This is a genomic window from Leeuwenhoekiella sp. H156 (genome assembly GCF_052218455.1).
Classification (GTDB): Bacteria; Bacteroidota; Bacteroidia; order Flavobacteriales; family Flavobacteriaceae; genus Leeuwenhoekiella; species Leeuwenhoekiella parthenopeia.
Genome location: NZ_CP197499.1, coordinates 2,870,665 through 2,891,918, shown reverse-complemented (window position 1 = coordinate 2,891,918; position 21,254 = coordinate 2,870,665). Strand labels below are relative to the sequence as shown.

At 42.3% G+C, this 21,254-nt stretch carries 16 protein-coding genes; 12 read left to right on the top strand and 4 right to left on the bottom strand.

Annotation, left to right across the window (positions count from 1 at the left end):
- Positions 1–96: 96 nt before the first annotated feature.
- The gene (locus ACSSS3_RS12430; RefSeq protein ID WP_442844883.1) at positions 97–921 is read left to right on the top strand and encodes a UDP-2,3-diacylglucosamine diphosphatase; all 825 of its coding nucleotides are present in this window, start codon (positions 97–99) and stop codon (positions 919–921) included.
- Here the strand turns inward: ACSSS3_RS12430 and ACSSS3_RS12425 are convergent.
- Together ACSSS3_RS12425 and ACSSS3_RS12420 are read right to left on the bottom strand one after the other, a co-directional pair.
- Positions 918–1,409 carry a hypothetical protein gene (locus ACSSS3_RS12425; protein WP_442844882.1) on the bottom strand — a complete coding sequence of 164 codons (492 nt, stop codon included), beginning with the start codon at positions 1,407–1,409 and terminating at the stop codon, positions 918–920. The two genes, ACSSS3_RS12430 and ACSSS3_RS12425, sit on opposite strands and share 4 nt — an antisense overlap.
- Positions 1,410–1,468: 59 nt before the next feature.
- Positions 1,469–3,790 carry an ATP-dependent helicase gene (locus tag ACSSS3_RS12420; RefSeq protein WP_442844881.1) on the bottom strand — a complete coding sequence of 774 codons (2,322 nt, stop codon included), beginning with the start codon at positions 3,788–3,790 and terminating at the stop codon, positions 1,469–1,471.
- A gap of 248 nt (positions 3,791–4,038) precedes the next feature.
- Here ACSSS3_RS12420 and ACSSS3_RS12415 point away from each other — a divergent pair, with 248 nt between their 5' ends.
- From ACSSS3_RS12415 to ACSSS3_RS12385, 7 genes are all read left to right on the top strand, one after another.
- A complete protein-coding gene (locus ACSSS3_RS12415) occupies positions 4,039–4,584 on the top strand; it encodes a DsrE family protein (RefSeq protein ID WP_442844880.1) in 546 nt (181 codons plus the stop codon).
- Between the two features lie 32 nt (positions 4,585–4,616).
- Positions 4,617–5,900 (top strand): amidohydrolase, encoded by a 1,284-nt coding sequence (locus ACSSS3_RS12410; protein ID WP_442844879.1) that lies wholly within the window; start codon positions 4,617–4,619, stop codon positions 5,898–5,900.
- Between the two features lie 12 nt (positions 5,901–5,912).
- On the top strand, positions 5,913–7,529 hold the full coding sequence (locus ACSSS3_RS12405) for an FMN-binding glutamate synthase family protein (RefSeq protein WP_442844878.1): 1,617 nt from the start codon (positions 5,913–5,915) through the stop codon (positions 7,527–7,529).
- Positions 7,530–7,532: 3 nt separating this feature from the next.
- Complete coding sequence (locus ACSSS3_RS12400; RefSeq protein WP_442844877.1) at positions 7,533–8,051, top strand: DUF7935 family protein; 519 nt, start codon at positions 7,533–7,535, stop codon at positions 8,049–8,051.
- 98 nt (positions 8,052–8,149) lie between these two features.
- Entirely contained in the window at positions 8,150–10,018 is a 1,869-nt protein-coding gene (locus tag ACSSS3_RS12395; RefSeq protein ID WP_442844876.1) for an AAA family ATPase, read from the top strand.
- Positions 10,019–10,057: 39 nt separating this feature from the next.
- Positions 10,058–10,570, top strand: coding sequence for a DUF3124 domain-containing protein (locus ACSSS3_RS12390; RefSeq protein ID WP_442844875.1), 513 nt, complete (start codon positions 10,058–10,060; stop codon positions 10,568–10,570).
- 25 nt (positions 10,571–10,595) lie between these two features.
- On the top strand, positions 10,596–12,062 hold the full coding sequence (locus ACSSS3_RS12385) for a potassium/proton antiporter (protein ID WP_442844874.1): 1,467 nt from the start codon (positions 10,596–10,598) through the stop codon (positions 12,060–12,062).
- 58 nt (positions 12,063–12,120) lie between these two features.
- Here the strand turns inward: ACSSS3_RS12385 and ACSSS3_RS12380 are convergent, their stop codons facing one another.
- Both ACSSS3_RS12380 and ACSSS3_RS12375 read right to left on the bottom strand, forming a co-directional pair.
- Positions 12,121–13,044, bottom strand: a complete 924-nt coding sequence (locus tag ACSSS3_RS12380; protein WP_228230921.1) for a patatin-like phospholipase family protein — start codon at positions 13,042–13,044, stop codon at positions 12,121–12,123.
- Positions 13,045–15,114, bottom strand: coding sequence for a M1 family metallopeptidase (locus ACSSS3_RS12375; protein WP_442844873.1), 2,070 nt, complete (start codon positions 15,112–15,114; stop codon positions 13,045–13,047). It abuts the gene before it with no gap.
- Positions 15,115–15,311: 197 nt separating this feature from the next.
- Here ACSSS3_RS12375 and recG point away from each other — a divergent pair, with 197 nt between their 5' ends.
- The 4 genes from recG (at position 15,312) to ACSSS3_RS12355 (ending at position 21,254) form a co-directional block, all read left to right on the top strand.
- A complete protein-coding gene (gene recG, locus ACSSS3_RS12370; RefSeq protein WP_442847427.1) occupies positions 15,312–17,417 on the top strand; it encodes an ATP-dependent DNA helicase RecG in 2,106 nt (701 codons plus the stop codon).
- Positions 17,418–17,537: 120 nt separating this feature from the next.
- A complete protein-coding gene (gene pheT, locus ACSSS3_RS12365) occupies positions 17,538–19,964 on the top strand; it encodes a phenylalanine--tRNA ligase subunit beta (protein ID WP_442844872.1) in 2,427 nt (808 codons plus the stop codon).
- 66 nt (positions 19,965–20,030) lie between these two features.
- Positions 20,031–20,750, top strand: a complete 720-nt coding sequence (locus ACSSS3_RS12360; RefSeq protein WP_442844871.1) for a hypothetical protein — start codon at positions 20,031–20,033, stop codon at positions 20,748–20,750.
- Positions 20,751–21,254: a putative signal transducing protein gene (locus tag ACSSS3_RS12355; protein ID WP_442844870.1), complete on the top strand. Its 504-nt coding sequence runs from the start codon at positions 20,751–20,753 to the stop codon at positions 21,252–21,254.

The window sequence follows — 21,254 nt, the reverse complement described above, 5'->3', positions numbered from 1 at the left end:
ATTTGACCCTAAAAAGCTGAAAAGACTAAAATTATTTAATGCTCCCCTAATACTCAGGTAACACCAAATGAGGTAATTTGTTAAAAATCATATTCTTTGAAACGTAAAGTTGATCTTGTCATCCTCTCTGATGTACACCTGGGCACCTATGGTTCGCAGGCTAAAAACCTGGTAAACTACCTCCAAAGTATCAATCCCAAAACCCTTATTCTCAACGGGGATATCATCGATATCTGGCAGTTTAGGAAACGTTATTTTCCCAAATCACATCTGCAGGTGATTAAAAAAATCATCTCGCTTGCTGCGAAAGGCACCAAAGTCTATTACATAACCGGCAATCACGATGAGAAGTTGCGCAAATTCAGTCCGGTGGAGCTGGGTAATATTTCGGTGCTTGATAAACTGGTTTTAAATCTGGACGGAAAAAAAGCCTGGATTTTCCACGGAGATGTATTTGATGCTTCGATACAGCACACCAAATGGATTGCAAAACTAGGCGGCTGGGGCTATGATTTTTTAATTGTGCTGAATAGTTTCATCAACTTCTGTTTGGTGCAACTTGGAAGACCGAAATATTCCCTTTCCAAAAAAATCAAGAACAGTGTAAAAAAAGCGGTGAGCTTTATCACCAATTTTGAAGATACCGCCGCCGAACTCGCAATCGAAAACCACTTTGATTATGTCATCTGCGGGCATATTCACCAGCCGCAAATGCGCGAGATAAAGACCGAAAAAGGTTGCTGCCTCTACCTCAACAGCGGCGACTGGATCGAGAACCTAACCGCTCTGGAATACCACAAAAAAACCTGGTCACTGATGGAATATGAAAAGCAAAATCTCGCTTTGGCTCAGGAAGACGAGTCGGTTAATACAGAGATTGACCCGGTAAGCCTGTTGGCCTCGATAAAAATGATGCGTTAATCCTCAAGTCTTGAATAGACAATTTTGTCTACACAATTTTCAGTAGGACCGCAGGGTTTAAAATTGATGGTTAACACCGACTGGTTTTCGGTAATCCTGTAGCCCACAGCCATACGCTCTGAGATATCCCGAACATCCAAATCATCAAGGGCTGGCACATAAGCTGGTGTTCCGGCTTCGATATAAAATTGTTTTGTTGTGAAAAAGATAATAGAATCTCTGGTTAACTCATAGTCCCCCGAAACCTTATAATCATAACCTAATAATTCATTGCTTTCTGCATTCCTGAAGGTACTCACTCCTTCAAAAGTGCCGTCTCCTTTAAAGGTATAGGTAAATCGATATAAAGTTGCACCTTCATCCAATTCGCTTCCGTTAAACCAGTCCCCTTTAAGATTGGCAGTTTCCGGGTTAATCAGATCCTGATCATCCTGATCGCAAGAGATTATAAATACAGCTAGAATCGCAATTAAGATTAAATTTTTCATGGGTTGATTGATTAGATGTTCCCCACTTAGATACACATATTCTCAACAGGTTGCGTAGCCTAGTCTAAAATCTTCAATTTCGCGAAGCGTAATAACAGCTTCTTGATTCCGCCGGTCTGAAAACGGATTTCTGCCTTTTGATCCTGACCTATACCTTCAATACTCAAGACCTCTCCCTGCCCGAAACGACTGTGCTCCACACGCATTCCTTTAGAAAGGTTATCATTCAAATCATCAGTCTGAATACCGGGAGTTGACTGAGGTCTTAATTTACGCAGCTTTTGCAATTGCTCTTCGGTAGGTTTACCCACTGTAGGAGGTGCGCTGCCCACGGGTTTCTTAAGGCGCAGTTTACTTTTATCGGGTTCTCCAAAAATATCGCTGTCAATCATCGGCTTATAGCGATACGTATCTAGCGGTGTCTGGATATCCAGAAATTTCTCATCGATCTCTTCAATAAACCGGCTGGGTTCTGCATCGATGAGTTTACCCCAGCGGTAGCGCGATTCGGTATAGGTAAGATAGGCCTGTTTCTCAGCACGGGTAAGTGCCACGTAGAATAAGCGACGCTCTTCTTCAAGCTCGCTGCGCGTATTCATACTCATCCCGCTTGGGAATAAATCTTCCTCGAGACCTACGATATACACATACGGAAACTCTAAACCTTTAGCCAGGTGAATGGTCATCAGCGAAACACGGTCCACATCGTCGATGTCTTTATCCATATCGGTAGCGAGGGCTACATCTTCCAGGAATTCCGAAAGGCTTCCGGTGGCATCTGCGATCTCTTTTTGTCCTTCCACAAAATCGCGCATCCCGTTAAGCAGTTCTTCAATATTCTCGATACGCGCAATCCCTTCGGGCGTTCCGTCTTTTTTCAGTTCCTGCAATAAACCGGTTTTTCGGGCAACCTCTTCGGCAACCACAAACGCATCGGCATTTTCCGCAGTAATCTGAAAACTGCGAATCATATTGACAAAGTTGTACAGCTTATTTTTGGTGCTTGAGTTGATTTTAATATCCAAATGCTGAATATTTTCCATCACCTCAAAAATTGAACGCCCGTATTGCTTAGCCGCAATCACAAGACGATCTATGGTTGTTGCCCCAATCCCTCTCGCCGGATAATTGATGACCCGCTTAATGGCTTCTTCATCGCTAGGATTCACCAGCAAACGCAGGTAAGCGAGGACGTCTTTGATTTCTTTTCGCTGATAAAAAGACAAACCACCAAAAATGCGATAGGGGATTTCACGCTTGCGCAGCGCATCTTCCATCGCACGGGACTGGGCATTTGTACGGTATAAAATGGCAAAATCACTGTGCTTCAGCTGGTTGTTCATCTTATTTTCAAAGATGCTGCTGGCCACATAACGCCCCTCTTCCCCATCGGTCAGGGAACGGTGCACGATGATTTTAGGTCCCTCATCATTTGCCGTCCAGACCACCTTATCCAGTTTGGTCTTGTTGTGCTCAATCACCGAGTTTGCCGCCTCTACAATGTTTTTGGTGGAGCGGTAATTTTGCTCGAGACGGTACACTTTTACGTCATCATAATCCCGCTGAAAGTTGAGAATGTTATTGATGTTCGCTCCGCGGAAGGCATAAATACTCTGCGAGTCATCACCCACCACACAAATATTTTGAAAACGATCTGCCAGTGCCTTTACAATCAGGTACTGAGAATGGTTAGTATCCTGGTACTCATCAACCAGAATGTATTGAAAACGTTTTTGATATTTTGCCAGAACTTCCGGAAAACGCGCCAGAAGTTCATTGGTACGCAGGAGTAAATCATCAAAATCCATCGCACCGGCCTTAAAGCAACGTTCTACGTACTCTTCATAGATTTGCCCCATACGAGGCTTTTTAGACATCGCATCAGCTTCCTGAAGTTCGGGGTTTTGGAAATAGGCTTTTACCGTAATCAGGCTGTTTTTAAAAGACGAAATACGGCTGTGCACCTGCTTGTACTTATAAATATCCTTATCAAGTCCCATTTCTTTGATAATCGCCGAAATAAGCCGTTGCGAATCCTGAGAATCGTAAATCGTAAAGTTGGGCGGAAACCCCAGATGATGCCCTTCAATACGCAAAATCTTAGCAAAAACCGAGTGAAAGGTTCCCATCCACAGGTTTTTAGCTTCGCTGTTACCTACGATGGTACCGATACGATTTTTCATCTCCCGCGCGGCTTTATTGGTAAAGGTAAGTGCCAAAATATTAAAGGCGTCTACACCTTGTTGCATCAGGTAAGCGATACGCATCGTGAGCACCCGGGTTTTACCCGAGCCTGCACCGGCGATCACCATCATCGCGCCATCTTTCTGTAAAACCGGTGCGCGCTGCGCGTCATTCAATCCTTCTAAAAGTGCCTCCAAAACATGTTCTTTTTTAAAATTTTTCTGCCTTTTTCGCAGGAGCGGAAAAATAAGGAAACTTCCCATTTTTGTGGTCCCGTTCTACATATAGTTATCAAAAAATTATCAAATAATGTCCGTTTATTTAAATGAAAAAAACCGCAATCAGTCAATTGGAAAAAAACTGATTTTTCGTCAGTTCAGAAAATAAGGCTTTTAAGAATGGGTTCCCCACATTTTAAATATCTTTAAATCACTAAAGCACCCATATGCCATTTTACAAATCAACGATTCTTTTGTTTTTTAGTATCGCATTCGCGAAAACAACACAGGCCCAGCAGCTTATTTCAGGTCCATTGATTGAAGGATTTGGGGATACGTTTACAGTGCCTGAAGCCGATTTATCTGCCGATTCTGAAAAAATCTACAAGGTGGTTTTTGACATTGCTCAATCTCCGGAAGATCCCGCCGAACTAAACCTGTATTTCAACACCGTTGCCCGCTTTTTAAATATGCACGCGGCTGCCGGTGTGCCTCAGCAAAACCTGAAACCCGTTCTGGTGGTTCACGGTAGCGCTGCTTTTGACTTGCTAAAAAATGAGGATTACAGCGAAAAATACGGCGTTGACAACCCCAATCTTCCGCTTCTGGAAGCGTTTCACAAACTAGACATCCCTGTTATCCTTTGCGGGCAAACAGCCGGTAAGCGCAATATCCCTCAGGAAAAACGCTGGGAGCATACGCAACTGGCACTTTCGGCAATGACGGCTTTAATTCATTATCAGGATTTAGGCTATGCCCTAATTTCCTTCTAAATTCAAAAAATCAATTATTTAAAATAACAGATATGAAGAAACTACACCTTCTGGCCTTACTTGGTTTAAGCACGAGTGCTTTTGCCCAGTCTCCGGACAAGGAGCTTATGGCTGCAGCAGAATCTATAGAAGACCAGGTTATACAATGGCGACACGAGATTCATCAAAACCCCGAACTCAGCAATCGCGAATTCGAAACCGCAGCAAAAATCGCGGCGCATTTAAAATCATTAGGTATAGAAGTACAAACCGAAGTTGCCAAAACCGGTGTGGTAGGTATTCTTAAAGGCGATCATCCCGGCAAAGTGGTTGCGCTGCGCGCAGACATAGACGCCCTACCGGTAACCGAACGCAATGATTTGCCCTTCAAAAGCAAAAATACAGCCAACTTTCTGGGGAGTGAGACCGGTGTGATGCACGCCTGCGGGCACGACACACACGTTGCTATCCTGATGGGTACTGCCGAAATTCTTTCAAAACATAAAGACAAAATACATGGTACGGTAAAATTCGTCTTTCAGCCTGCTGAAGAAGGACCGCCACCGGGAGAAGAAGGAGGTGCAGCTTTGATGATTAAAGAAGGAGTACTAAAAAATCCTGATGTGGATGCTATTTTTGGTCTGCATATCAACAGCGCAACCCCGGTAGGACAAATCAATTACAAGCCCGGTGGTACGATGGCGGCTGTAGAGCGTTTCGTAGTAAAAGTAAAAGGAAAACAAACTCACGGTTCACAGCCATGGGGCGGAGTGGACCCTATTTACATTTCTGCGAAAATCATTGACGGATATCAATCAATTATCAGTCGGGAGTCCAATCTTTTGGTAGAACCGGCGGTGATTACCGTTGGCAAAATCACATCAGGTGTTCGCTTTAACATCATTCCGGAAGAAGCGGAACTGATAGGAACCGTACGCACACTTGATCCCGATATGAAAAAACTCATCATTCGTCGTATGACCGAAATGACCGAAGGGCTGGCTAAAACCTACGGAGGCAGTGCGACAATTGAGTTTCAAAATAACACAGCGATTACCTACAACGACGAAGAGCTTACTGCTCAAATGCTACCTACCTTGCAAAACGTGGCAGGAGCCGAAAATGTGAATCTGGTAAAAGCCACTACAGGCGGTGAGGATTTCAGCTTTTTTCAGGAAAAAGTGCCCGGCTTTTATTTCTTTTTAGGAGGAATGACCCCCGGAAACACCACTCCGTATCCGCATCACACTCCAGATTTTATGATAGATGATGACGGTTTGCTGCTGGGTGTAAAAACCATGAGCCAGCTTACCCTTGATTATCTGAATGCGCAGTAACTTTGAAAATGTATGACCGAATTTTTTGACATCCTAAAATCCATACCCTGGTGGGGATGGGTGCTCATCGCACTCGCTGTAATCGCTATACGCGATGTGTTTTTTAATAAGAAGCATATCATCACGCACAACTTCCCCGTAGTTGGGCACATACGCTATATGCTTGAGAGTATAGGCCCCGAGTTGCGCCAGTACATCGTTGCTAATAACCGTGAGGAGCTTCCGTTTAACCGTATTGAACGCGGCTGGATTTATGCTTCCGCTAAAAACCAAAACAACTACGAGGGTTTTGGTACCGATCAGAATATTTACGAAGCCAACTATATCTTCATCAATAACGCGATGATGGGCTTCCGCATTCCGCCCGATCATCCCAATGCCAAAAACCCGTATTTTCTGCCCTCGGCTAAAGTTATGGGGCTTTACAACAAGCGGCGTAAACCCTATCGTCCCGCTTCAATAATCAATGTATCGGCGATGAGTTTTGGTTCGCTTTCGGCACGTGCGATCGAGTCGCTCAACAAAGGTTGCAAACTGGCTCACGCCTATCACAACACCGGTGAGGGCGGACTCTCCCCCTATCACAAACAAGGCGCCGATGTGATTTTTCAGATTGGGACCGGCTATTTTGGGGTACGTGATGAAGCGGGTAATTTTTCGATGGAAAAACTGGTAAAGCTGGTTGAAGAAAATCCGCAGCTAAAAGCCATTGAAGTCAAACTTTCTCAGGGAGCTAAACCGGGAAAAGGCGGCGTGCTTCCGGCATCAAAAATCACTAAGGAAATCTCAGAAATACGCCATGTTCCTATGGGCAAGGATGTGATTTCGCCTGCAACACACACGGCTTTTACAGATGTTGAAGGCCTCGTTGAGTTTGTAGAGGCCATCGCCGAAGCTACCGGTCTTCCGGTTGGGATTAAGGCAGCCATAGGTAAATTACACGACTGGGAAAAACTCGCCCAGATTATGGTGAAAACCAATAAAGGCCCCGATTTTATTCAGGTTGACGGCGGCGAGGGCGGTACCGGAGCAGCACCACCCAGTTTTGCAGATCACGTTTCGTTGCCCTGGGTGTATGCGTTTAGCGACCTCTACAAGATTTTCAAAAAGCACCACCTTACCGAACGCATTGTCTTTATAGGCAGCGGTAAACTTGGGCTTCCGGCGAAGGGCGCTATGGCTTTTGCTATGGGTGCAGATATCATAAACGTCGCCCGCGAGGCTATGCTGTCAATAGGCTGCATTCAGGCTAAAGCATGCCACAATAACACATGTCCCAGCGGCGTGGCGACGCAAAACAAATGGTTGCAGGCCGGTATCAATATTGAAGATAAGGCGGTACGTACCAATTTTTACTTTAAAAATTTCCGGAAGGAGTTGCTTGAAATTACACACGCCTGTGGTTATGAACATCCGTGCCAGTTGACTACAGAAGACGTAGATTTGTCCCTTGGAGATAAAAACCTCACCCAGACCCTGGCGGCCTGCTTCAGCTATAACAAGGTGGAAGTGCCTTTCAAATCGATGCAAGACCTCATTGATTGCCCGCATCTGGGAGGTTGTTACGACCCCAAAACAGCTAAGACTGAAAAAGAAATTCAACAAAAACCTGAAAAAGTACGTTATTAATTTATGGACCAAATCCTGGAAATTGCAATTGCTGTAGGACCTGCCATTGTGGTAGGTGTTATCGCCTATTACTTTTTTGATTCTTTCCTGAAAAATGAAGAAGGCCGCCGCCGTTTCTTATTACATAAAGAGACTCAAAAAGACGTGCTCCCTTTAAAACTGCAGGCCTATGAGCGGTTGACCTTATTTTTAGAACGCATAAACCCCACTCAATTGCTCATACGCGTGAAACCGGTGACTGACGATAAGAAAGCCTATGTTGATCTGCTCGCCGCAACCATCGAGCAGGAATTTGAACACAATCTTACGCAACAGATTTACCTGTCTTCAGAATGCTGGGGTGTGATTAAATCCTCAAAAAATGCGCTTATACAACAACTGCGTAAATCTGTGGCAAAAAGCGAAATCACCTCAGCCCATCAATTAAGGGAATATCTTATTCAGAATCCGGATGGGCAGGAAAATCCCACACGAGTGGCTCTGGACTATTTAAAAACCGAGGTCCGGGAACTTTTCAATTAGAATCTAACAGATTTACTTAGAAAAACTATGGTTTTATTTTAACCTAATCACCTTTCGATAATTGAAATCTTAAAGTCTTATTTATTGTAAAAAATAGCATGATGAAAATCACATTTAGGAATAATTATATTTCAATAAAAAAATTTGACCCAATAGAAATTAGTGATTTTTCGATACTGACGGGAATAAACGGAGCCGGAAAAACTCATTTTTTGCAAGCTATAAATAATGGAAATATACTTATAGATAAAATTAGCAATAATGAAATACAGTATTATAACTACAATAGTTTTAGTATAGAAGCACAAAATAATGACGGATCTCAGTCGAATTGGAACAATGGAAGAAATCAAATTATCCAAAAATTATCCGTTATTAAACAAAATTTGAATAAAAAATACTTAGCAGATAAAGATATTTTTCAACAAATTATTTTCAATCTTATTCAACAAAAAGGTTACAATTTTGAAACTTTCTTTAAAGAAAATAGTGGATTACATCTTCTCAAGAAAAAAGAATTGGACAGAAATCAGTTTGAGATGGAGTTAATGAACAATCATAACAATCTTAATTCACAAGTTTTCAACTTTCTTTTGGATCTCAATAATCGACACGACATCGATAGAAGCAAATATGACATCGAAGTTTTAAAAGATCTCTTTAAAAAAGAAGAAAAACAATTTAATTCAGAATATGAAGCAGAATTTCGTAAAATCTTATTAGAAAGTGATAAAGACCTGTATGATTACTTATCTAATAGTAATTTAGTTGAAAGCCTAAGTAAATTAGGTATTAATGACTTTGAAACTTCAGATTTTTTGTTAGGAGAAATAGCTGAAAAAGAAAAAAATTATCAATTTCTTAAACTACAAAATTCATTCAACAAAACTTTAAATATTGAAAACAATAAGAATTTACCCTATTTGACCGAACAGGAATTTATCAACACATATGGAATATCACCTGTCGAAGAGATTAATCAGGTTTTAACTGAATATGATACAAATGGATATTTTCTTCAATCTAATAATTTAGATATTCAATTAGGGGTAGACAGAGCTAATTTTCCAATAAACCTACAATTAATCAATAAAAAAAAAGGTTATAGCACAAGCTTCTCCCAACTTTCATCTGGCGAAAAAACATTAATTACACTTTCCTTGCTAATATATAAGTCAAAGAAAAAATTCGTACCTAGAATATTATTATTAGATGAAATAGATTCTGCGCTCCATCCAACAATGATCACAAGACTACTGAATGTTTTAAAGAATATTTTTGTTGAGAAGAAGAAATTAAAAATTATTATGGCTACGCATTCTGTTACAAGTATAGCATTAGCTGAAGAAAACTCTATCTATGTAATTGACAACTCTAATGAAAGTTTGATAAGAAAAGAAAAAAAAGAACACGCCATAAAAATATTGTCTGAAGGCTTTATAACAATCGAAGAAGGAATTACTATTTTCGACCAATTCAGCGATAAAAAAATTTCAATTTTTACAGAAGGAAATAATATATCCTATATAAAAAAGGCAATTGAAATTTTAGAGCCAAGTTTAATTAATTCAGTTGAAATAGTCGAAAAATTAAAAGATCGTACAGGCAAAAATCAACTATCAACTCTATTTGACTTTTTCAAAAGAACAAATCACAATAATAAAATACTATTTGTTTATGATTGTGACGTAAAAACAGATATTAAGGAGGAGAACAAAACATATGGTTTTATTTTCGATCAAAATGTCAAAAATACTAAGGTATTAAAAGGCATTGAAAATCTATTCGAAGAAGGTCTATTTACAGAAGAATATTACATAACCAAGTCAAAAGAAGATGGCGGTTTAGTATCGAATTTAGATAAACCTAAATTTGAAGATTTTATTTTAAAGCAAAATTCAAAAACTGTTTTTGAAAATTTTAGCCCACTAATTTCGAAGATTAAATCTTTAAATGAAAGTGAATAAACCAATCCTTATAAATATAAACAACTAAAACCGAAGTCTATGCGCGTTACTTTTTTCTTCATCCCGGTATTGCTTCTGCTTTTAGCCTGCGACAATACTAAACCTACTTCAAAGTCGCTTGATCCCATAAACTGGGAAAATCGCCGCATTGAACTGCCTGAAACCGATTCGCTTACAACCGCCAAAACCTATCTGGGTATTTATTCGGAGATCTACAGCACTTCAGAACACAACACCCACGACCTTACGGTAACGGTAAGCCTGCGAAATACCAGTGAAAACGATACGGTGATTTTGACCAAAGGAGTTTATTACGATACCGCGGGTAATCCCATACGCACCTATTTTGATTTCCCCATTCAGCTAAAACCACTGGAGACTGTTGAAATCATCATTGAAGAAGGCGACAAAACAGGAGGCACAGGCGGCAATTTTATCTTCGACTGGCTTGATGATCCTGAAGTAACAGACCCGCTTTTTGAAGGAATTATGATCTCAACCCGCGGCACGCAAGGCCTTTCTTTTAGCGTACAGGGAAAACGTATCCAATAAAAAAAATCCTTTATCAAGTCTCCAAATGAACCTAACAATAGAAAATATTGTTCTTGTAGGCTCTGTCTTACTATTAATCAGCATCATTGTAGGCAAGACCTCTTATAAATTTGGGGTTCCCACTTTACTGTTGTTTTTGGTGGTAGGCATGCTTGCAGGTTCTGATGGTATAGGCGGTATTCATTTTGACAACCCGCAAATTGCGCAGTTTATAGGCATCGTATCCCTCAATTTTATTCTTTTTTCAGGGGGTTTAGATACCAACTGGTCAACTGTAAAACCCATTCTTAGGGAAGGTCTTGCGCTCTCTACCCTGGGCGTTCTGCTTACTGCAGTTTCTTTAGGCCTCTTTGTGTATTATATCACAGACTTCACCATTTACGAAAGTTTGCTTCTGGGTTCTATTGTTTCTTCAACCGATGCAGCTGCCGTTTTTTCCATTTTACGGTCTAAGAGCCTGGCGCTCAAAACCAATCTGAGACCCACTTTAGAGCTTGAAAGCGGCAGCAATGATCCCATGGCCTACGTGCTTACCATCGCGTTTCTTTCTTTAGTGATCAATGAAGATCAGGGGCTGCTTTCGGTCGTACCCATGCTATTGAGGCAAATGATTTTAGGCGGGATCGCCGGTTTTCTTTTTGGTAAACTAAGCAAACTTATCATCAATAAAATCGAATTGGGTTTTGAAGGATTATATCCGGTTCTGGTAATTGCACTGATGTTTATAACCTTTTCTGCTACCGAATTTATTGGCGGAAATGGTTTCCTTGCTATTTACATCTGCGCAGTTTATTTGGGTAATCAGGATTTAATACATAAACAAACAATCCTCAAAATGTTTGACGGTCTTGCGTGGCTTATGCAAATCGTGTTGTTCTTAACCCTTGGCTTATTAGTATTTCCCACTCAGGTAGTTCCTTTCATTGGGATAGGTCTTATGATTTCCTTATTTCTCATTTTCCTTGCCAGACCCATAGGCGTTTTTATAAGCCTGATGTTCTTTAAAATGAAAATGAGACGCAGGTTTTACATCTCGTGGGTGGGACTGCGAGGCGCGGTGCCTATTGTGTTTGCTACTTATCCGCTGCTCGCGGGTATTGAGAAAGCGCATATGATTTTTAATATTGTATTTTTTATCTCACTGACTTCAGTTTTAATACAGGGAACTACACTTTCAATTGTGGCGAGGTGGCTTAATGTAGGCCTGCCCGATGAAGAAAAACCAAAGCAAAATATGGCCGGTATGATATCTGAAATTCCTAAAACGGCAATGAAAGAAATCGTCATCAAACCCAGCTGTACTGCTGTTAATAAGAAAATAGTAGAATTGGGATTCCCTAAAAATGCAATCATTGCAATGATTAAACGCAATGATAAGTTTCTTACGCCGAAAGGTGCTACCGTAATTAATGAAGGAGATACTCTTGTCGTACTCTCAGAGAATGAAGAAGGTCTGGATGATGTTGTAAGATGTCTTAACAGCCCGAACTAGATATTATTTCAAAATCCTTCCGGAAAATTGACGCGTTCGGTTTATTCCCGGTCAGTGTTTATTCGGTTTCCGGAATTTGGCGCAACTTATTTTCCTGAGCCTGTTTTGCTTTCGCGGCAGCGTAATCCCAACCCTGTTGCCACCAGCTGCTCATTAATTTTTTGTTGAAAATCAGGCTGTTTTCGGTAAGTTTTGAAGGCGTATAATACAAATTAAGCGGCACATCTCTATTAATCGCGGCCAGCTTGCCCACGATCACATCATGGTATTCTACCTGATCCATTAAAAAGCCAAAGAGATTTACCATCAGCGAAAACGGATTCTTCCCCAGTACCTTGTTGTACTCCATATTCTCAGACTCCAGAATAATCGCGTCAACCTCAGTAGCCCCGCGGCGAATGGCCTCGCGTATAGGCACAATGCACCCAAAACCACCATCGGCATATTCAAAACCGTTCTTATTAACCAGACTCATAAAGGGCACGTAGTTGCAACTTATCCAGATCCACTCACAAAAATCGTCGTACTCCCAGTTTTTAATAGACTTGTATTCTACCGTGTTTTTAGTAAGGTTTGAGACGGTAACCACCACATCTGCGGTTTGCCTTTTAATGTCTTCAAACTCTGCTTTAGATAAATTCTTGCGGATGTTTTTAAGCAGATTTTTGCTTTCACCAAAAGTGCGCTTGCGCTTTATAAACTGCCAGACGGTATTCCAGTAGTTGATAGAAACGTACTCCCGGTCGCCCTTTTTCTTGATATTAAAAGGGTTAACATTAAAAATAGTGTTTTGGTTAACCTGAGTATAGACCTCGTATGCCCGCTTAATGTTATTATTGGCAAGTTGTGAAATAAGCAAACTCCCGGTTGAAGTACCCAGAAACAAATCATACTTATGACCCTGCTCTTCAATAAGATGTTGAGCCACACCACCTGCATAGGCTCCTTTACTCCCCCCTCCGGAAATAACTAAAGCCCGCATTTAGAGTAATTTTTCATTAACCAAAGCCTGCTCTTTTGGATTGTCAAACTTCAATTTCTCCAGTTCTTTGCGATAATCCGGGTTTTTGACCACCTCATCTAAAATCGATTTGCAAGCCTGCGCAAAACGCCAGTTGTGATGAAAACAGGCCTCAACCAGATTGGCCAGACTTTTGGGCTCATACAACTGCAATTGGTATAATTTTTCGAAAGCGTTCAATCGGGTCTCAAACGCATAGCGATCACCCGTAAATCGGGTAAGCCTAAAGAAATGATCGCGTATGTAAGCTTCCTCATAATCTAAAGTAGAAATAGCCAGAGCCAGCCATAAAATTTCAACATTATGATCTGCAAAACCCTGCACGCCTTTCATCTTGTCTAAATACGTGTGACGGTCTGCCGGAAAGGATCTCCACAAATTGAAAAAAGCGTATTCCCTGGTGAGATACGAATCGTCATTGAGCAAACGCTCGTAATTCACTTTCATAAATGCCGGCACATCGGTGATTGTTTCGGCAATAGCCTGGCGCACCCAGGCATTATTCGTATAAAACGCCCGCTCATAAATACGCGCTGCAGATGAAGCCGGCACTTTAGCCAACTGGTAAATAACTTCCCGACCGCTGTACTTATCAGGCAAAGCCAAAAGTTCAAACAGTTTGTTCTGCTTTTGACCAAAAGACTGAGCTCGCAGGGCTACTACGCGTTTATAGCGCTGAATCACCGGTGAATCTTTTAGAAGCTCCTGAGCCTCTGCGTATGGAAACTCGGTTCCCTCAAGCCAGGTCCCGGCAAAATCCATCAGATCTTCACCGCTGGCGGCACGGGCCTCGACCAGAAAATCTTCGGTCTCCACGTTGCTAAACTTGTGCTTGTTTAAATAATTTTTTACCGCAGTTTTAAAAGCCTCATCTCCAATTTTATTGCGCAAAGCGAAAAGCGCCCAGGCTCCTTTTTGGTAAAACGTAAGCGAGCTCGCATTGGGATTCAGCAACTTTTCGCCTTTACCCTGCTTGCTAAGCGCCTGAAGCTGCTCTGCTGACTCGTAAAGCTTCCAGTAAAACTCATCATCACCCAGAAATTTTCGCTCTGCGAGTAAGGCATAATAAGTCGCAAAACCTTCCTGAAGCCAGTGATGCGTTCCGGAGGTTTCGGTCACATAATCGCCAAACCATTGATGGGCGAGTTCGTGCGCATTAACACTCACATAATTGCGGTCTGTAAAACCGGTACGGTCTACCACATACTGATCGCTAAAAATAGTCGCGGTGGTGTTTTCCATCCCGGCATACAGAAAATCCTTTACCGGAATCTGCTTATAATTGGGCCAGGGATAAGGAACACCTATTTCCTCTTCGAAATAATCAAAAATATCATCGCTGTAGCGGTAGGTGGTCATCACCTTCATAGAATCTTCCGGATAATAGTACAGCTCTATCGGAATCCCGCTGTCTGACGCACGCTTTTGCTTTCGATAATCACCCAGTACAACGGCAACCAGATAACTCGACATAGGCTCAGACATCTCATAATGCCAGATAAACTTCTCGCCGTTTTCTTCCTTTTCCTTTAAAACACCGTTTGCCACTACTTCCTGACCGGGATAGGCCACGATGCTTAGGTCAAACTCAATCTTGTCGTTCATATCATCGATACTGGGCAGCCAGTTTGAGGTGTATTTGCCCTGACCCTGCGTCCAGATTTGCTGAAAACCGCCGTTATTCACAAAATAAAGAGCCTTGTCCGGTTTAGCGGTGTACTTGAGTTTAAGGTGATAGGTCTGCCCTTTTGCGAAGCTTTCGGTAAAAATGATACGCCCCTCATCGGTATGTGTGCTCACGAGTTTCTCGTTAAGCAGCGACTCATAGCGCAGAATATTTTTTGCATCGAGATACACAAAATCGGTATCGTCGAGCATGGTAAATTTGATTTCCAGATCGCCGCTTACGGAAGCTTCGGCAAAATTAAAGTCGAGCAAGGCATAGATGCGTTCAAAATCTACTATTTGCGTTTGCTGGCCATACCCTGTGCTTATCAAAAGCGTGGCGATAAGCGAAAAAAACCATTTCATCAATACATCAATTTATAAATCTGTAACACAGATTGGATTAGACAGGTATTCTTTTACGCAGTTGCGAAAAGCTTCTTAACTGTCATTTTTAGTTAAAACCAGAATTGGCTGCCAAATTAAGGATTTGATTTTAAAAGCGCTTGTTTAATGCGGGTGAATACACGTATAAAATTGAGACGTTTTATATATTCGTTGCGATGAACGCGGGCAAACTACAAACACCTATAGATTACCTGAAGGGCGTGGGCCCCAGCCGGGCCGATTTGCTGCGCTCAGAGCTGGGCATTCACACCTATCAGGATTTGCTCAACCTCTTCCCCAACCGCTACATCGATAAAACTCAATATTATACCATAAACCAACTGCAGCCCACCAGTGCAGATGTGCAAATCATAGGTAAAGTGACCCACATCAAAACCGTGGGCGAGGGCCGCTCAAAACGTCTGGTCGCTACCTACATTGATCAAACCGGAGCGATGGAACTGGTGTGGTTTAAAGGCCTGAAATGGATACGCGAACGCCTTAAAATCAACGTGCCCTATGTGGCTTTTGGCCGGGTACAGCGTTTTGGCAGCACCTACTCGATCGCACACCCCGATCTCGAACTGCTTGAAGAACACGAAAAGGGATTGCGGGCGGCGATGCAACCCGTTTATCCTTCCACCGAAAAACTGAGCAATCGCGGCATTACAAACCGGGTGATGAACGGGCTGATGCAAACCCTGTTTCAGGAAGTACATAAAGAACTGGACGAATCGCTGTCGCCGGGAATTATTGAAACCCTCAAGCTGATGTCGCGCAAAAAGGCTTATCTCAATATTCACTTTCCGCAGAAACAGGAAAATCTGGCACGGGCGCAATTCAGGCTGAAGTTTGAAGAATTGTTCTTCATTCAGTTTCAATTACTGGTTAAAAACCTGCTGCACAAGAAAAAAATCAAGGGCTATGCCTTTGAACATATAGGCGAAAACTTTACCGAGTTTTACAACAAACACCTGCCTTTTGAACTTACAGAAGCTCAAAAACGGGTGGTAAAAGAAATACGGAACGATCTGGGCAAGCCCGCACAAATGAACCGCTTATTACAGGGCGATGTAGGCAGCGGAAAAACCATAGTTGCCCTACTCACCATGCTTATTGCGATAGACAATGGCTTCCAGGCCTGCCTGATGGCGCCCACCGAAATATTGGCTATTCAGCATTATCAGGGACTTAGCGAATTGTGTCAAAAGCTGGACATTAAAATCGCCTTGCTCACCGGTTCGTCAAAAACCAGAGAACGCCGCGTGATTCACGAAAGTCTTGAAGACGGCTCGCTACACATTTTAATTGGAACCCATGCCCTGCTTGAAGATAAGGTGCAGTTTAAAAATCTGGGACTGGCGATTATAGACGAGCAGCACCGTTTTGGCGTAGCCCAGCGCAGTAAACTTTGGCACAAAAACGATTTGCCTCCACACATTTTGATTATGACCGCAACGCCCATTCCCCGCACGCTGGCGATGAGTGTTTACGGTGATCTCGATGTTTCGGTGATTGACGAACTGCCTCCCGGAAGGAAAGCCATTAAAACGGTACATCGGTATGATAACAACCGCCTGAAAGTCTTCGGTTTTATTAGGGATGAAATCAAAAAAGGCCGCCAAATCTACATCGTTTATCCGTTGATTCAGGAAAGTGAAGCGCTTGATTATAAGGATTTGATGGACGGTTATGAAAGCATCAGCCGCGAGTTCCCGATGCCCGATTACCAGATCTCTATCGTTCACGGCCAGATGAAACCCGACGATAAAAACTACGAGATGAACCGTTTTGTAAACGGCGAAACCCAGATTATGGTTGCCACCACCGTGATTGAAGTAGGCGTTAATGTACCTAATGCTTCGGTGATGGTAATTGAAAGTGCCGAGCGTTTCGGGCTTTCGCAGTTACACCAGTTGCGGGGACGTGTAGGACGTGGTGCAGACCAGAGTTATTGCATTTTGATGACCGGTCACAAACTTTCGGAAGACAGTAAAACCCGTTTGCAAACAATGACCCGCACCAATGACGGTTTTGAAATCGCAGAAGTTGATCTTAAACTGCGTGGTCCCGGTGATCTTATGGGAACCCAGCAAAGCGGCGTGCTCAACCTGAAAATCGCCGATATCGTAAAAGATAACGAGATCATGAAAGCCGCCCGCGGTTATGCTTCGGCCGTTTTGAAAGAGGATCCACAATTACAAAAACCCGAAAACCTGCCCATTCGCCAGACCTACGCAGCCCTGATGAAATTTAAAAACATCTGGAATTACATCAGTTAGCCCGTATTAATTCTGAATTCAGAATTCCGAATTCAGAATTATTTGAGTTCTGTATTTTCGATAACTCAGAGTGCCAAAAAGCGGTGTAAATAGTATATTTGCCCTTTCTAAAACAAAGGCATGCAAATAAGTTACAACTGGCTAAAACAGTTTTTAAATATTGATTGGGAAGCCGAAAAAACCGGCAATCTCCTTACCGATTTAGGTCTTGAAGTTGAAGGTATTGAAGACTTTCAGAGTGTAAAAGGCGGACTTAAAGATATCGTGGTAGGCCACGTGCTTACCTGCGTTAAGCACCCCAATGCAGACCGTTTAAAACTGACCACCGTTGATATTGGCGATGGTGAACCCGTGCAGATTGTTTGCGGCGCGCCAAACGTTGATGCAGGTCAAAAAGTACCTGTAGCTACTGTGGGCACAACCTTGTTTGATGATAAGGGCGAAGCCTGGAAAATCAAAAAAGGAAAAATACGCGGCGAAGTGAGTAACGGAATGATTTGCGCCGAAGACGAACTCGGACTTGGCGAAAGTCACGACGGTATTATGATTCTTGATGACGATCTTGCCCCGGGCACTCCCCTCTCTGATGTTTTTGAGGTTGAAGATGATTTGGTTTTTGAAATCGGGCTTACGCCTAACCGCGCCGATGCGATGAGCCATATGGGTGTTGCGCGCGACCTGCGTGCCGGTCTTATTCAGCTGGGCAAACACCCGGAATTCATTACTCCATCCACGAGTTCCTTTAGAATAGATAACCGCACCCAGAAAGTAAGTGTTGAAGTGCTTGACGCGCAAAAGGCTCCACGCTACTGCGGGGTTACCATGACCGGTCTTACCGTGAAAGAATCTCCGCTATGGATGCAAAACCGCCTGAAAGCAATAGGGCTTACGCCGAAAAATAATCTGGTCGACATTACCAATTACGTTTTACACGAACTGGGACAACCGCTTCATGCTTTTGATCTTTCTAAAATCGCCGGAAAACAAATCAATGTAAAGACTGTAGCTTCGGGTACTAAATTTACCACTCTTGATGGCGTAGAACGCGAATTAGATGCAGAAGATCTGATGATTTGCGATGCCGAAAAACCACTGTGTATTGCGGGTGTCTTTGGCGGAGCGAATAGTGGTGTTACCGAAAATACGACGTCCATATTTCTGGAAAGTGCGTACTTCAATCCGGTAAGCATTCGTAAGACCGCAAAAAGACACGGTTTAAATACCGATGCGTCGTTCCGGTTTGAACGTGGCATTGACCCAAGTATTACCGAATATGCGCTGATGCGTGCCGTACTGCTGATTAAAGAATTAGCCGGCGGTGATGTAACCAGCGATGTTGTGGATATTTATCCCAAAAAGATTGAAGACCATCAGGTCATTTTAAATTTTGAACGGGCTCAGAAGCTTATTGGGGAAGAAATTCCGAAGGAGACCATCAAGTCTATTCTATCTTCATTAGACATTAAAATCAACAACATCACCGAGTCTGGTATCGGGATGACGATCCCCGCCTATCGTAACGATGTGACCCGGGAAGTAGACGTTATCGAAGAAATCCTTCGGGTTTACGGGTATAATAAAATCAAGTTTAAAGCAAAGCTGAATGCTTCTGTTTCTAAAACCAGCCGTTTTGCCGATCATAAAGTGCAGCAAATCACAGGAAGTTTACTGGCGTCTCTTGGATTTCACGAGATCCTGAACAACTCGCTGACCAACCCTGAATACGCAACTTTAAATGAAGCTTACAAAGAGGAACACAGCGTTAAGATGCTCAATCCACTAAGTACCGATCTATCGGTGATGCGCCAATCGCTTTTATTTTCGGGTCTTGAAGTGGTCGCCTTTAACAGCAACCGCCGCCAGTCTGACCTCAAGTTGTTTGAGTTTGGCAAGAGCTATCATCAGTTTGGTGACAAGCGTGAAGAATACAAGCATTTAAGCTTGCTTCTGTGCGGAAAACAAAATCCGGAAAACTGGTATCAGCAACAGCAAAACACCACATTTTTCAACCTGAAAGGAATGGTTGAAGTGGTGCTCAACAGGCTGGGCATAAAAGACTGGCAGATTAAGCCGGTTAAAAGCAATGAATTCTCTGAAGGTCTTACTTACACCATTGACAAAAAACCCGTGGTACATTTTGGACTGGTTGCCAAAGCCGTTCGCAATCACTTTGACATTGATCTCGAGGTGCTGTACGCAGATTTTAACTGGGACACGATTTTAGAACTTATTGAGCAAAACAAAATAAGCTACGCGCCTATTCCTAAAAACCCTGCAGTGCGTCGCGATTTTGCACTCCTGCTGGATAAGCAGATCAGTTTTGAAGAAATCTATAACGAAGCGTACAAGACCGAAAACAAGCTGCTCAAAAAAGTAGCCCTGTTTGACGTGTATGAAGGGAAAAACCTGCCTCAGGGCAAGAAGAGTTATGCGGTAAGTTTTACGCTTCAGGATGAGCACAAAACCTTAACCGATGCGGAAATTGACAAGATCATGAGCAAATTGCAGAAACGCTTTGAAGAACAGCTACAGGCAGTTCTGCGTTAATACTTTAGCATTTATAAGGTTGTGATTTTGGGTGTTATTGGTTAATTTTAGCATAAAAAGAAAAAGATGCTGTTAAAGAAAACCAATATTCACGATAAACTGTATCGTGAAGAATTTAAGAATGCCGAAAAGGGCCTTATAAGCTGGGTTACCGGTTTTATAAATAAAAGCGAAAGTGAGAACGAGCGCATTTTAAACAATCTTGCATCAGAATCTCCTGAAGATGCCGTGAAGTTTAATTTTGACCTGCTGCAATCGGATCGCATTTTTCACGAAAAGAGCATAAAAAAGATTTGTGTAGACTATCGTCTGCGATTTCTGGATTCCCGATATTTTAAAGGTACATTTCCGCAGGAAGCCCTTTCAGAAATAAGCCGTCTTGAAAACGAACATGAGATAAGCCTGAAAGGTTTTAAAATCATGGCGCCTTCCAAGATGTTTGTTTTGAGTAAAACTGACGATCCCTTACTCTTTGCTCCAATGGGCAACGGCTATTATTACCTTATACACAAATGGGGAAATGATTTACATCCTTTACGCAAGTGGATGATGTGGCCTTTTAAGAACTTTGAAAACCTTATCTTCACGATACTCCTATCCAGTGTCGTGGCTACGCTTTTAGTTCCTGATGGTTTGTTTACCAGAGAACAGGATTTTAGCCAGGATGTGATGGTATTCTTTTTTATGTTTAAATCTATCGCCGCCGTGGTTCTGTTTTATGGTTTTGCCCTGGGCAAAAATTTCAATACAGCAATCTGGCGTTGTCAGTATGATAAAGCCCAGTAAATGATCACAGACTCAAATTATGAACGCGTTTACTCGGGTTCTGAAATCAATGCAAACTACCTTAAAACCTATCTGGAAGACTCGGGGATAAAGAGCATTTTGCGCAATGATAAGGAAAGCGCGTTACGCGGAGGATTTGGAAATTATGAAAGTGAAGTATTGCTTTTTGTTGAAAAAGAAAACCTGATAAAAGCAAAACATCTGGTCGAAAAGGCTTTTGCAGAAGAACAATACATCGATAGCGAACTTGAGGCTGAAGCATCACAGAGCCGCCTGGAAGAAGAAGGATACGTAAGCTCAGAAGGAAGACCGCTTATTCAGAAAGGAGAAAAACCACAGCGTTCTAAATGGAATTTGCTTATAAACGCAGCACTTCTTATCTATTCACTATGGAGACTTTACCCACTTACTCAGGGAGAAGATCTGTCGACTTTCAGGATATTTTTGAGTGGTTTTATTGCTGCGATAAGTGCGTTTGCACTCATCAATCACTTTAGAAAGTAG